The 12,533-nt window shown below is 71.8% G+C and carries 11 protein-coding genes; 3 read left to right on the top strand and 8 right to left on the bottom strand.

What is annotated here, in order from left to right:
- The first annotated feature begins 4 nt into the window (after nucleotides 1-4).
- Entirely contained in the window at nucleotides 5-1,852 is a 1,848-nt protein-coding gene (ilvD, locus tag O7611_RS04620; protein WP_194799650.1) for a dihydroxy-acid dehydratase, read from the top strand.
- Nucleotides 1,853-1,913: 61 nt separating this feature from the next.
- Nucleotides 1,914-2,636, top strand: coding sequence for a hypothetical protein (locus tag O7611_RS04615; protein WP_269696272.1), 723 nt, complete (start codon nucleotides 1,914-1,916; stop codon nucleotides 2,634-2,636).
- A 107-nt stretch (nucleotides 2,637-2,743) separates the two neighbouring features.
- Here the strand turns inward: O7611_RS04615 and O7611_RS04610 are convergent, their stop codons facing one another.
- The 3 genes from O7611_RS04610 to O7611_RS04600 form a co-directional block, all read right to left on the bottom strand.
- The gene (locus O7611_RS04610; RefSeq protein WP_194799649.1) at nucleotides 2,744-2,917 is read right to left on the bottom strand and encodes a hypothetical protein; all 174 of its coding nucleotides are present in this window, start codon (nucleotides 2,915-2,917) and stop codon (nucleotides 2,744-2,746) included.
- Nucleotides 2,918-3,007: 90 nt separating this feature from the next.
- Nucleotides 3,008-4,402, bottom strand: a complete 1,395-nt coding sequence (locus O7611_RS04605) for a stress response protein (protein ID WP_194799648.1) — start codon at nucleotides 4,400-4,402, stop codon at nucleotides 3,008-3,010.
- 225 nt (nucleotides 4,403-4,627) lie between these two features.
- Nucleotides 4,628-5,332 (bottom strand): TetR/AcrR family transcriptional regulator C-terminal domain-containing protein, encoded by a 705-nt coding sequence (locus O7611_RS04600; protein WP_269696271.1) that lies wholly within the window; start codon nucleotides 5,330-5,332, stop codon nucleotides 4,628-4,630.
- Nucleotides 5,333-5,420: 88 nt separating this feature from the next.
- Between O7611_RS04600 and O7611_RS04595 the strand changes: the two genes are divergently transcribed.
- On the top strand, nucleotides 5,421-6,089 hold the full coding sequence (locus tag O7611_RS04595; protein ID WP_269696270.1) for a DUF4386 domain-containing protein: 669 nt from the start codon (nucleotides 5,421-5,423) through the stop codon (nucleotides 6,087-6,089).
- On the opposite strand, the gene O7611_RS04590 is transcribed toward O7611_RS04595, so the two are convergent.
- The 5 genes from O7611_RS04590 to O7611_RS04570 all read right to left on the bottom strand — a co-directional run bounded on the left by O7611_RS04590 (nucleotide 6,086) and on the right by O7611_RS04570 (nucleotide 12,502).
- Complete coding sequence (locus O7611_RS04590; RefSeq protein WP_194799645.1) at nucleotides 6,086-7,777, bottom strand: SulP family inorganic anion transporter; 1,692 nt, start codon at nucleotides 7,775-7,777, stop codon at nucleotides 6,086-6,088. The genes O7611_RS04595 and O7611_RS04590 overlap by 4 nt on opposite strands.
- Nucleotides 7,774-8,112 (bottom strand): ArsR/SmtB family transcription factor, encoded by a 339-nt coding sequence (locus tag O7611_RS04585; protein ID WP_013284484.1) that lies wholly within the window; start codon nucleotides 8,110-8,112, stop codon nucleotides 7,774-7,776. Before O7611_RS04585 ends, O7611_RS04590 begins: the two co-directional genes overlap by 4 nt.
- Before the next feature lie 75 nt (nucleotides 8,113-8,187).
- On the bottom strand, nucleotides 8,188-10,635 hold the full coding sequence (locus O7611_RS04580) for a glycoside hydrolase family 2 protein (RefSeq protein ID WP_269696269.1): 2,448 nt from the start codon (nucleotides 10,633-10,635) through the stop codon (nucleotides 8,188-8,190).
- Nucleotides 10,632-11,492 carry a carbohydrate ABC transporter permease gene (locus O7611_RS04575; protein WP_120571307.1) on the bottom strand — a complete coding sequence of 287 codons (861 nt, stop codon included), beginning with the start codon at nucleotides 11,490-11,492 and terminating at the stop codon, nucleotides 10,632-10,634. The genes O7611_RS04580 and O7611_RS04575 overlap by 4 nt, the downstream gene beginning before the upstream one ends.
- The gene (locus O7611_RS04570; protein WP_194799643.1) at nucleotides 11,489-12,502 is read right to left on the bottom strand and encodes a carbohydrate ABC transporter permease; all 1,014 of its coding nucleotides are present in this window, start codon (nucleotides 12,500-12,502) and stop codon (nucleotides 11,489-11,491) included. Before O7611_RS04570 ends, O7611_RS04575 begins: the two co-directional genes overlap by 4 nt.
- Nucleotides 12,503-12,533 lie beyond the last annotated feature (31 nt).

Genomic DNA, 12,533 nt, shown 5'->3' with positions numbered 1-12,533 from the left:
TGTCATGCCTGAGCTGCGGTCGAGGACCTCCACCCACGGTCGGACGATGGCCGGCGCCCGGGCCCTCTGGCGGGCCACCGGGATGACCGACGACGACTTCGGCAAGCCGATCGTCGCCATCGCGAACAGTTTCACCCAGTTCGTACCCGGTCACGTCCACCTCAAGGACCTCGGCGGCCTGGTCGCCGACGCGGTGGCCGAGGCCGGCGGCGTCGGCCGGGAGTTCAACACGATCGCCGTGGACGACGGCATCGCCATGGGCCACGGCGGCATGCTCTACTCCCTGCCCAGCCGGGAGCTGATCGCCGACGCGGTGGAGTACATGGTCAACGCGCACTGCGCGGACGCCCTGGTCTGCATCTCCAACTGCGACAAGATCACCCCGGGCATGCTGCTCGCCGCGCTGCGGCTCAACATCCCGACGGTCTTCGTCTCCGGCGGCCCGATGGAGGCCGGCAAGACGGTGGCGATCGAGGGCGTGGTGCACTCCAAGATCGACCTGATCGACGCCATGATCGCCTCCTCCAACGAGGCGGTCACCGACGACCAGCTCGGCGAGATCGAGCGCTCCGCGTGCCCGACCTGCGGCTCCTGCTCCGGCATGTTCACCGCCAACTCGATGAACTGCCTCACCGAGGCGATCGGCCTGGCGCTGCCGGGCAACGGTTCGACGCTCGCCACCCACGCCGCGCGGCGGTCGCTGTTCGTCGAGGCCGGGCGCACCGTCGTCGAGATCGCCAAGCAGTGGTACGAGAACGACGACGCCTCGGTGCTGCCGCGCTCGATCGCCGGCCGGGAGGCGTTCGAGAACGCGATCGCCCTCGACGTGGCGATGGGCGGCTCCACGAACACCGTGCTGCACCTGCTCGCCGCCGCCCGCGAGGCGGAGCTGGACTTCGGCGTCGCCGACATCGACGCGATCTCCCGCCGGGTGCCGTGCCTGGCCAAGGTCGCCCCGAACTCCCCGAACTACCACATGGAGGACGTGCACCGGGCCGGCGGCATCCCGGCCATCCTCGGTGAGCTGGACCGCGCCGGGCTGCTGCACCGCGACGTGCGCGCGGTGCACTCCCCCAGTCTCGACGAGTGGCTGGCCGACTGGGACGTGCGCGGCGGCGCGGCCACGCGCGAGGCGGTCGAGCTGTTCCACGCCGCGCCGGGCGGGGTGCGCACCACCGAGCCGTTCTCCACCACCAACCGCTGGTCGTCGCTGGACACCGACGCGGCCGGCGGCTGCATCAGGGACCGGGAGCACGCGTACAGCGCGGACGGCGGCCTGGCCATCCTGCACGGCAACCTCGCGCCGGCCGGCTGCGTGGTGAAGACCGCCGGCGTGCCCGAGGAGTGCCTGACGTTCCGCGGCCCGGCCAAGGTCTACGAGTCGCAGGACGACGCGGTGACCGCGATCCTCGCCAAGGAGATCGTCGCCGGGGACGTGGTGGTGATCCGGTACGAGGGCCCGAAGGGCGGCCCCGGCATGCAGGAGATGCTCTACCCCACGTCGTTCCTCAAGGGCCGTGGGCTGGGCCGCTCCTGCGCGCTGCTGACCGACGGCCGGTTCTCCGGCGGCACCTCCGGCCTGTCCATCGGGCACGTCTCCCCGGAGGCGGCCTCCGGTGGACTGATCGCGCTGGTCCGCGACGGCGACGAGATCGTCATCGACATCCCGGGCCGGTCGATCGAGCTGAACGTGCCCGCCGACGTGCTGGAGGCGCGCCGGGTGGCCGAGGAGAAGCGGGACCGCCCGTACACCCCGCTCGACCGGCAGCGTCCGGTGTCGGCGGCGCTGCGCGCGTACGCGTCGATGGCGACCTCGGCCAGCGACGGCGCCTACCGCCGCGTCCCGGAGTGAGCAGCGCGGGGCTCTGCGACAGGGCCCCGCGCGACGCCCGCCGCCGGTAGGGTCCGGCGGCGTGGAGACGACGGTGAGCTACGCGCGACTGGTCCGGCCCGCGATCGACCGGGTGTACGTGGGCGCCCGCTGGGGAGCACGCGCCCGGATGGAGGCGTTCTACGCCGAGCGGGGCTGCACGCTCGGCGCGGAGAACAGCTTCTTCTCCGGCGTGCTGGCCCGGCCGATGCCCGCCGAGGCGCTGGCCGACGGCCTGATCTACACGTCCGGCAGCATGGACGAGGAGCTGGAGAAGGGCATCGTCGTCCGGGACGCCGACGGCGCCTGGCACCTCACCGACCTGGGCCGCGAGCTGACGCTGTTCGCCCAGCGGGCCAGCGGCGAGGCCGCCGAGGAGCTGTGGTCGACGCTGCCCGGCGTGCTGCCCGGCCTGAGCATCGTGCCCCGCCTCGCCGACCTGGTCGGCCGGGTGCTGACGCACGCGCAGGCCACCGGCGGGCCGGTGTTCCGGGCGATGTCCCCGCCGTACGAGCCGGAGGGCGCCTCCCCGGCGCTGCTGCTCGTCACCCGGCTGGGCTCGCTGCGGCACCACCGCGCCGACGCGCACCGGGCCGCGTGGCGGGCCGCCGGGCTGACCGCCGACGAGACCCGGGTGCTGCCGGACGGCCCGGAACGCGCGGCGATCGAGGCGGACACCGACCGCCGCGACGAGCCGGCGTACGCGGTCCTCACCGAGGCCGAGCGGTGGGAACTGCTGGCCGGCCTCGCCGCCCTGCCCAACTAGCGCTCTCGGCCTGCACAGCCGTCGGGTGGAACGTCATGGGTGTCAAACGATGCCGTAGACACCCATGACGTTCCACTCACGGCGCAGCGGCAACGGTGGCGGGCGCGTCAGGACTGGGCGGGGTCCTCCTCGGCCGGAAGGGTGCCGTCTATCGGCAGGCCGAACTCCGCCGGTGAGTTCTCGTCGGTCCCGTCCAGGTCGGCGTGCGGGTCCTCCGGAGTGACGTCGTCGGGGTCGGCGCCTCCGGCGTGCAGTTCGGACAGCTCAACCGGATCAGTCATGCCGTCCTGGTACCCGCCGGGCGCCGCCCGAACCCGCCCGTCCGTCAGGGCTGGATGTATCGCTCCCCCACCACGGGCGGAACGGTGGGGTCACTCGTCGGTGCGGTCCGCGGAACCGGAGCCGCCGGGCGTTCCCTGGGTGTCGAACTCGGGGCTGTCCTGGGACGAGATGGCGGTGGAGACGAGGCTGGAAGCGACCGGCTGAACGGGGATCACGTCCTCCGACGTACGCAACCGGGGTGCCGCAGGCATCCACGGCTTGAGGTTCTGGATGATCTGCTCATAGAAGTCGTCGATGGCGTGCAGCACGGAGTCGATGAAGGCGCCCCGGCCACTGCCACGCTTGGTTCCCGCAGCTGCGCTCTGGGCGATACGGAAAGCCCGCAGTTCACGCGAGGGATCGCTGATGAGCGTCGTCGGCTCGGCGCGTACCTGACGGAGGAGATCGGTAGCGCCACCGCCCCGGGCGTGCATGGCGAATGCCTCGATCCGAACCGTGTCCGGCGCGTCCCTCAGTTGACGGACCAGCCAGTTCACCCGGGTGGTCGGCCGGCCGGACCGCGGAGCGTCGACATCGACGTGGCAGACGATCTGCCCGGCCCGCAGATCGGCCGTCACGTGAAGGTGCCCGACCGCGCCCGGAATCCGGATGCTGCCGCTCAGGGTGCCGGCACTGGCGAGTTGATTGGCGAGTGACTGGGTGCGTGCGGCCGGGTCGGCGAGGTCGCGGCGGCTCAGCGCGGGAGTGACATCGGTGCCCAACTGGCGGCCGAGTCGGAGGCACGCGTAACGGATCAAGGCGTCGAAGCGCCCGGCGACCTGCGCTGCCGCGTCGTCGCCGGCCCGCAAGGTCCCGGCCGACACCCCATCCCGAACCTGCACCCAGGCCGGCCCCATGTCGCTGAACTCAAGAGCGCCCGAACGCGGGTGTTCGAGGTATCGGATCAGCTCGCCCAGAACCCATGCCTGATCCGGGTCTGCGACGCCGCGGTATTCCTTCTGAATCACCGCCTGGGTCAGGATCTCCGTCCAGGGCAGGTGATACAGGGCGACCTTGCGCAGTTTCCGGCGATCGACGGTCGTCGGATGCTGACCCGGGACCGGGGCGATCTCGTTGGAGATCGTGATGAGGGCGTCGAATCCCTGCTCCCGCGCGATGTCCAGGTAGGCCTCCAACTGCTCGGATCGCAGCGGGTTACTGCCGGTCTTCACCTCGACGAGTGCGGTCCACTGGCGCTGTCCCCTGGTGACGCGGATGAGACCATCCGGAAAGAGCTGCTGGTTTCCGAGTTTGAAGGGCACCTCGATGAAGGTCTGCACCACTCCGGCCGGCGCCCCGACGGACTGGGTCAGGACACGCCCGAACTCCCGTACCGCGCTCATCACCGCCAGCAGGGCGGAGGTCGCCCGGCGTTCCTGCTCCTCCGCGCCGTTAATGCCGGACGTGGGAATCAGGCGGGCCGCGAGCCAGGTTTCCTCAGACATGACGTGACTCCTCGTGAATGCGGTGGTACGAGAAGTTACTCGCGAGCCCGACTGAAAAGCAGCGCGACAATTGGCGCGTACGAACGGAAATAGCTGACCAGTCGGATGCCGAGCGATCCGTCCCGGTGAAAACCGAATGCCGGACGGATAGGCCATGCCATCAGTTCGGCTTTTGTCGGCTTGACAGTCCGATACCTGACTGCGAATGGCGTTCCACCGACAGGTTCAGGCGCGCGGCAGGTGTCGCTCCAGGCCGTCGAAGAGCAGGTCGAGGGTGAACTCGAACTCGGTCTGAGAGTCGCACCAGCCCAGCGTCGGATCGGCCGCGTCGTGCGTCTCGGCGGCCACCATCGCGGCCAGGTGCGGCAGCCGCTCGGCCAGCACCACCATCTCCGCTTCCGCGGCTGCGGCGTCGGCCGCCCCGCCCGCGTCCGGGCGGAACACCTCCTGGGCGAAGCCGAGCGCCATGCTGCCGAACGCGTGCAGCGCCCGGTGGGCGATCCGGTACGAGAAGCCGCCGTCGACGAGCGTGGCGAGGATGCCGTCGTAGTACGCGTACACCCCGGCGGGGACGGTCGGGCGGGAGTTGAGCAGCGCGGGCGCCCACGGGTGCCGCAGCATGACCGCGCGCGCGGCGAGGAAGCGCAGCCGCAGCCGGGTACGCCAGTCCCCGCCGGGCACGTCCGCCTCGGCCCGCTCGGCGGCTTCGGTGATCTCGGCGGCGACGGCGTCCACGAGGCCGTCGAGCAGCCCGGCCTTGCCGGGTAGGTGGTGGTAGAGCGACATCGCCTCGACGCCGAGTTCGGCGGCGAGCCGGCGCATCGTGAGCGCCGCCATCCCTTCGGCGTCGACGAGGGCGATCGCGCTGGCCAGGGCTCGCTCGCGGCTGAGCGGCTCCCGTGGCTTCCTCGCTCCCATCCGGCTCTCCATCTCCCCTTGACCTTACAACGTATGGTTGGCCTTACAACGTAAGGCAACCCCCGCCACGGGCACGTCGATCACCCCCGAAGGAGCCGCCATGCACCAGCTGATCCGTACCGCCCGGGTGACCGGGCTGTTCTACCTCGGGCTCGCCGTCACCGGCGCGCTGGGGTTCCTCACCGTCCGCCCGATGATCTTCGACCCGGACGACGCGGGCGCGACGTTCGCCAACCTGGTGGCCCACGAGTCGCTTGCCCGCGTCGGCATCGCCCTCGAACTGCTCGTCGTCCTCACCCAGGCGCTCACCGCCGTCTGGTTCCACCGCCTGTTCCGTACCGTCGACAGCACCGTCGCGGGCAGCATCGCCGCCTTCGGGCTCGTCAACGCGGTCGCGATCCTCGGCAGCGCCGCCGTCCTCGGGACAGCTTTGCGCGTCGGGACCGGCGGGCCGGGCGACGCGGACACCGTCCAGCTCCTCTACCTGGTCAGCGGGAACCTGTGGGAAGTGGGCGGCCTCTTCTTCGGGCTCTGGCTGGTGCCGATGGGCTGGTGCGTGCTCCGGTCGGGCTGGCTGCCCCGGCCGCTGGGCTGGGTCCTCGGCGCTGGCGGCGTCGGCTACGTGCTCATGACGTTCGTCGCGTACCTCGCCCCCGGCGCCGGGGTCGCGGGCGACCTGCTGGTGGTGCCCGCCACGGTGGGCGAGGTGTGGATCCTCGGCTACCTGATCATCTTCGGCGTGCGGAAGCAGGAGGTGACGAAAGCCTAGGCGGGACTCGCGGCGAGGGCGACACCCCGGGCGTACGCGATGGCGGCCGGGGTGTCCGCGAACACCAGGCCCTCGCGGCGCAGCTCGTCGGCGACGCCGAGCGTGCTGAGCACCTGGTCGTGGCCCGGAGTGATGCCGGAGAGCAGCACCGTGATCCCCCGGGCGCGCAACCGGGCGATGGCGTCGCCGAGCACCTGGGCGCCCGTCGCGTCGACGGTGGAGACGCGGGACATCCGCAGGATCACCACCCGCACGTCGGCCACCTCGGCCAGTTCCAGCAGGAAGGTGTGCGCGGCGGCGAAGAACAGCGGCCCGTCCAGCCGGTACGCGACGATGTGCTCGGCGAGCAGCGCATGCTCCTCGGCGCTGTGCTCGCCGGTGTCCAGCGGCACCTGTTCCAGCTTGGCGCTGCGCGCCACCGCGCGCAGCGCCAGGACGGCAGCGACGGCGAGCCCGACGACCACCGCCGTCACCAGGTCCCAGATGACAGTGACGGCGAACGTCAGCACCAGCACCACCGCGTCGGCCCGGGTGGCCCGCATCAGCGCGAGCAGGGAGGCCGCCTCCACCATCCGTACCGTGGTGGCGAGCAGCACGCCGGCCAGGGCGGCCAGCGGGATGCGGCCGACGAGCGGGGCGGCGGCGAGCACGATCGCGGCGAGGGCCACCGCGTGGGTGAGCGCGGCGAGCTTCGAGGACGCCCCGGCGCGGACGTTCACCGCGGTACGGGCGATGGCGGCGGTCGCCGGGATGCCGCCGAAGACCGGGGAGGCGAGGTTGGCCAGGCCCTGGCCGAACAGTTCCCGGTCCGGGTCGTGCCGCTCGCCGACAGTCATGCCGTCGGCCACCGTGGCGGAGAGCAGGCTCTCCAGGGCGGCGAGCGCGGCCACGGCGAGGGCGCTCGGCAGCAGTACGCCCAGCGCGCCGAGGTCCACGAAGTCCAGCGACGGCGCGGGCAGCCCCTGCGGCAGCTCGCCGATCCGGGCCAGCTCGATCGGGGTCAGCTCGGCGAGCAGCGTCGCAGCGGCCACGCCGACCAGGGAGAACGGCACGGCGGGCCGCCACCGGCCGCCGAGCAGCATCAGCGCCGCCACGCCGAGCGCCACAGCGATCGCGGCGGGCCGGGGATGCGCGGCGAACCGGGCGACCGCGTCGGCGGCGACCGCCCACACCTTCTCGCCGTGCGCGGCGGTGACGCCGAGCGCGGACGGCACCTGTTGCAGCGCGATGACCACGGCGATGCCGGCCGTGAAGCCCTCGATGACCGGGGTCGGCAGGTAGCGGACGTACCGGCCGAGGCGGGCCACGGCGAGCGCGATCAGGATCAGCCCGGCCAGCGCGCCGACCATCAGCACGCCACCGGCGCCGAACTGCTGCACCACCGGCACCAGCACCACAGTCATGGCCCCGGTGGGACCGGAGACCTGGAGGTTGGAGCCGCCGAAGACCGCCGCGACAGCTCCGGCGACGACAGCGGTGACCAGGCCGGCCTGCGCGCCGAGCCCGGAGGTGACGCCGAAGGCGAGCGCCAGGGGCAGCGCCACCACGGCGACGGTGAGCCCGGCGAGCAGGTCGCGCCGGGGCGAGCGGCGCGCCGCCGCCCAGTCGGCCCTGCCGGGCAGCAGCCCGCGGAACAGCCGGCCCGCCTGCCGGGCGGCGTCACCGGCACGAAGGGCCGCCGCGCTCACCGGTCCGTCCCCGAGGCCCGCAGTTCGTCCAGCAGGGCGTCCCGGTCGGTGAGGACCGCGCCGAGGATGCGCCGGCCGGCGGCGAGCAGGTCGGCCACGTCGGGGGTGCTGAGCGCGTACATCACCAGCGGGCCGTCCCGGTACGACGTGACCATGCCGGCACGGCGCAGCACGGCGAGCTGCTGGGAGAGGTTCGACGCCTCCACGTCGATGGCGGCCAGCAGGTCGCGGACCGGCTTCGGCCCGTCCTGGAGCAGTTCGAGCACCCGGATACGCACCGGGTGCCCGAGGGTGCGGAACAGCTCCGCCTTGGCCTGGTACAGCGGCACCGACATGACTCACCTCTCCGACGACTCTGAAGACTTTAGCACTTGCAGAAATCTTCAAATCGACGGAGATGCGGTGTGGCCTCAGACGAGGTCGTTGACGCAGCGCAGCACCGGCCGGGAGGTGAGCGCCTCGGCATCCAGCGGACGCGTAGTGCTCACCGTGAAGACGACGCTCTCCCCCGGCAGCAGCGTCACCAGGGCCCGATCCACCTGCGCCGCCGGATCGAGGCGATCAGGGAACAGCGTCAGGTCTCGCAACACCGTCCGCGCGGTCACCCGGACGCGCCGGCCGCCGTCGACCGGCTCGGCGGTCGCGTCCCACTCCGCCGCCGGCCACCGCACGTCGCGGTCCTCGGCGAAGAACCACAGCGCCCGCTCCGCGGCGTCCCCGGCGTCCGCGACGAGCAGTTCCGCGCGGCCGTCGTCCGGCCGCGCCAGCTCCGCCGGGAGTTCCACCACGACCGAGGAGTACGCGGGGACGTCGAGGTCGACCGAGGTCTTCGCCCTCGGCTCCCCGGTGAGGGCCAGCCGGGTGACGGTGGCCGGCGTGCTCCACGCCTGGGCGGTCTCGTTCACCGCCACCAGCGCCGGCCCACCGTCGCGCGGCTGCACCGTCAGCAGCCGGTCGGCGTAGGCGCGGCGCAGCGCGTACCACAGGGGTTTGCGGCGGCCGTCGCCGTCGATCGCCGACCAGGAGGTGACCGGCCAGCAGTCGTTCAGCTGCCACACGACGGTGCCGGTGCAGACCGGCCGGTGCGAGCGGAAGTGCTCGACGCCGAGCTGGATGGCGCGGGCCTGGTTGAGCTGGGTGAGGTAGTGCCAGTCGTCGAAGTCGGCCGGTGGCGGCAGGTGGGCGTCGAGTCCGCGCCGGAGCTTGCCGTCCCCGTCGGCGGCCTTCTGGTGGTGCGCCATGCCCGGTGAGTCGTGCGCGAGCGGGTCGTCGGAGAGGGACCGGCGCAGCGTCGCGTACGCGGGCGGCGCCTGGTAGCCGAACTCGGCCACGAACCGGGGCACGTAGTCCCGGTAGCGGGTGTAGTCGTCGGTGTTCCACACGTCCCAGATGTGCGTGGTGCCGTGCGCCGGGTCGTTGGGGTGGACGTCCTCGCTGCCGGACCAGGGGCTCCCCGGCCAGTACGGGACCGTCGGGTCCAGCTCGCCGACGATCTCCGGCAGCAGCTCAAGGTAGTAGCCGCGTCCCCAGGTACGCCCGGCCAGCGGTTCCTGCCAGTCCCAGTCGTGCCAGCCCCAGATGTTCTCGTTGTTGCCGGTCCAGAGCACCAGCGACGGGTGCCCGGCGAGGCGGGTCACCTGCTCGCGCGCCTCCGCCTCGACCTCGGTGCGGAACGGCTCCTCCTCGGGGTACGCCGCGCAGGCGAACAGGAAGTCCTGCTGCACCAGCAGGCCCATCTCGTCGGCGAGGTCGTAGAAGTCGTCCGACTCGTACCGGCCGCCGCCCCAGACGCGCAGCAGGTTGACGTTCGCGCCGGCCGCCTGGGCGAACCGCTCGGCGAGGCGCTCGCGGGTGACCCGGTTCGGGAACGCGTCGTCGGGGATCCAGTTGACGCCCTTGACGAACACCGGCACGTCGTTGACGTGCAGCGTGAACGGGGTACCGTGCGCGTCGGGCGTGGTGTCCAGCCGGACCGAACGGAACCCGATCCGCCGGGACGCGGCGTCCAGCCCTCGGCCGTCGGCGCCGTGCAGGCTCACGTCGAGGTCGTACCGCGGCTGGTCGCCGTACCCGATCGGCCACCACAGCGCGGGGTCGGCGACGGTGAGCGTCACGACGGCGGTCCGCTCCCCCGCCGGTACGGCGGCCTCGGCGCTGACCCCGGCGACGGCGGCGCGGACGGTCAGCGGCTCGTCGCCGGCCCGCTCGACCCGCACGTGCAGCTCGACCCGGCCGACTCCGTCGGCCACCGTCACGAGCGGCCGGACCGACGCGAACCGGGCGGTGGACCAGGCGTGCAGGCCGATGTCGCGCCAGATGCCGGCGGTGACGAGCGTCGGCCCCCAGTCCCAGCCGAAGTTGCAGGCGGTCTTGCGGATGAAGTGGAACGGCTCCGGGTACGCGTTCGGCCGGTCACCGAGCCGGTCCCGGTGCGCCTCCGCGTACCGGTACGGGGAGGCGAAGCGTACGGCCAGGGTGTTGCCGTCCGGGCGCAGCAGCGCGCGGACGTCGAAGCGGTACGAGCGGTGCTGGTTCTCGGTGCGGCCGACCTCGACGCCGTTGAGCGTGACGGTGGCGACCGTGTCGAGTCCGGCGCAGACCAGGTCGATCCGGTCCTCGTCACCGGGTCGCCAGGCGAACGTGGTCTCGTAGACCCAGCCGGTGCGGCCGATCCAGGTGAGGCGGTTCTCGTTGTCGTCCAGGTACGGGTCGGGGATGAGGCCGGCCGCGAGCAGGTCGGTGTGGACGCAACCGGGGACCGTGGCCGGCACCGCCGCCCCGGCGATCTCCGGCGGCACCGCCGGGCCGGGCTCGGCCCGCAGCGTCCATCCCTCGTGCAGCAGCGTTCGACGGCTCACGACTTCACCGCGCCTTCCATGATTCCGCGGACGATCTGACGTCCACCGATGAACAGCATGACCAGCAGGGGGACGGTGGCGATGAACGCGCCCGCGAGCACCCGCCGGTAGATCACGTAGTTGCCGCTGGCCAGGTCCGAGATCGCCACCATCGACGTCGGGTAGTCGGTGCCGCTGAGCGTGATCAGCGGCCACTGGAAGTCGTTCCAGGTGGCCACGAACGTGAGCAGGCCGAGCACCGCCAGGGCCGGGCGGATCGCGGGGAGCACGATCGTCGCGTACACCCGCATGGTGGTGGCGCCGTCGACCCGGGCCGACTCGATCAGCTCGTCCGGGACGGTGTTCACGATGAACTGCCGCATGTAGAACACGCCGAACGCGGTGACCAGGCCGGGCGCGATGACCGCGAGCAGCGTGCCGTTCCAGCCGAGCTTGCCCATCACGATGTAGAGCGCCACGATGCCGAGCTGGTTGGGGACGGTCAGGGTGAGCACCACGAACAGCATCAGCACGCGGCTGCCGGTGAAGCGCAGCTTGGCGAAGGCGAACCCGGCCAGCGAGCAGAAGAACAGCACCGAGGCGGTCACCACGGCGGAGACGATGACGCTGTTGACCAGCGACGCGGCGAAGTAGACGTCCTGGAGGGAGAAGACCTCGTCGACGTTGGTGAGGAAGCGGTCGCCGGGGATCACCGCCGGGGGCAGCTTCGCCAGCGCCTCGTCGTCGCTGGTGGCGATGACGAACATCCAGTAGAGCGGGAACGCGGCGAACAGCATGCTCACCGCGAGGAGCAGGTAGGTCCAGAGCCCGGCCGGGGTGTCCTGTGGTGCCCGGGCCACCACGCGTCGCGTCGTCACCGGCGGCCTCCGGAGAGTCGGTTGGTCAGCAGGTAGTTGACGCCGGCCACGATCAGGATGATCAGGAACAGCGCCCAGGACATGGCGGCGGCGTACCCGAGGTTGAGGTCCTTCCAGCCGACCTTGTAGATGAGCTGGGCGATGGTCTGCCACTCGCCGTCCGGCCCGCCGGTCGCGGCCTGCGCGTTCGGGTCGAACAGCATCGGCTCGGTGAACAGCTGCAACCCGCCGATGGTGGACAGGATGACTGTGAACAGGACCACCGGCTGGATCATCGGCACGGTGATCCGCCAGAGCTGCTTCCACTGCCCGGCGCCGTCGATCGCCGCGGCCTCGTAGACGTCGCGCGGGATGGACTGCATGGCGGCCAGGTAGAGCAGCGCGTTGTAGCCGATCCACTTCCAGTTGACCATCGTGGCGATGGCGATCCAGGCGTGCAGCTTGTCCGCCCGCCAGTCGATCGGGTCGTCCGCGCCGCCGATGCCGAGCAGGCCCAGCGCCCAGTTCGCCATGCCGAAGTCGCGGGAGAAGAAGACGCTGAACACCATCGTCGAGGCCACGATCGGTGTCACGTACGGCAGCAGCACACCCACCCGCCACCACGTCTGCGCCCGCAGCCTGCGGTTGAGCAGCGACGCGACGAGCAGCGCGAGCAGCAGCTGCGGAACCGTGGAGAGCAGGAAGATGCCGAACGTGTTGTAAAGGGCGTTCCAGAAGTCCTCGTCGGCGACCAGGCGGCTGAAGTTCTCCACGCCCGCCCAGTACGGCAGCGTCGGGTCGTCGAGGCGGTAGTTGCGCAGCGACACGACCGCGTTGAACAGCAGCGGGAACAGCCCGAACACCACGAAGAGCAGGAAGAACGGCGCGATCATCAGGTACGGCATGTACCGCATGTCGAAGCGGTACAGCCGGTCGCGCCAGGTCATCCGCCGGTCGGCTGCCCCGGTACGGCCGGGCTTGCGCGCGGGTGGACGGCCTGGTGGCGCGGGCGCGGCACGGGTGCTGGACATCTGTTCACTCCAGGGCCGGGAGATCGGACGG

Source organism: Micromonospora sp. WMMC273, assembly GCF_027460285.1.
In the GTDB taxonomy this organism is placed as follows: domain Bacteria; phylum Actinomycetota; class Actinomycetes; order Mycobacteriales; family Micromonosporaceae; genus Micromonospora; species Micromonospora aurantiaca.
The sequence above is the reverse complement of the archived record's forward strand: the minus strand, read 5'-3'. Positions and strand labels throughout refer to the sequence as shown.

Excerpts from the sequence above, each read along its gene's own strand:
- ilvD (WP_194799650.1), top strand. The coding sequence starts at position 5 with ATGCCTGAGCTGCGGTCGAGGACCTCCACCCACGGTCGGACGATGGCC.
- O7611_RS04610 (WP_194799649.1), bottom strand. The coding sequence starts at position 2,917 with ATGACTGATCCGGTTGAGCTGTCCGAACTGCACGCCGGAGGCGCCGAC.
- O7611_RS04605 (WP_194799648.1), bottom strand. The coding sequence starts at position 4,402 with ATGTCTGAGGAAACCTGGCTCGCGGCCCGCCTGATTCCCACGTCCGGC.
- O7611_RS04600 (WP_269696271.1), bottom strand. The coding sequence starts at position 5,332 with ATGGAGAGCCGGATGGGAGCGAGGAAGCCACGGGAGCCGCTCAGCCGC.
- O7611_RS04595 (WP_269696270.1), top strand. The coding sequence starts at position 5,421 with ATGCACCAGCTGATCCGTACCGCCCGGGTGACCGGGCTGTTCTACCTC.
- O7611_RS04585 (WP_013284484.1), bottom strand. The coding sequence starts at position 8,112 with ATGTCGGTGCCGCTGTACCAGGCCAAGGCGGAGCTGTTCCGCACCCTC.
- O7611_RS04570 (WP_194799643.1), bottom strand. The coding sequence starts at position 12,502 with ATGTCCAGCACCCGTGCCGCGCCCGCGCCACCAGGCCGTCCACCCGCG.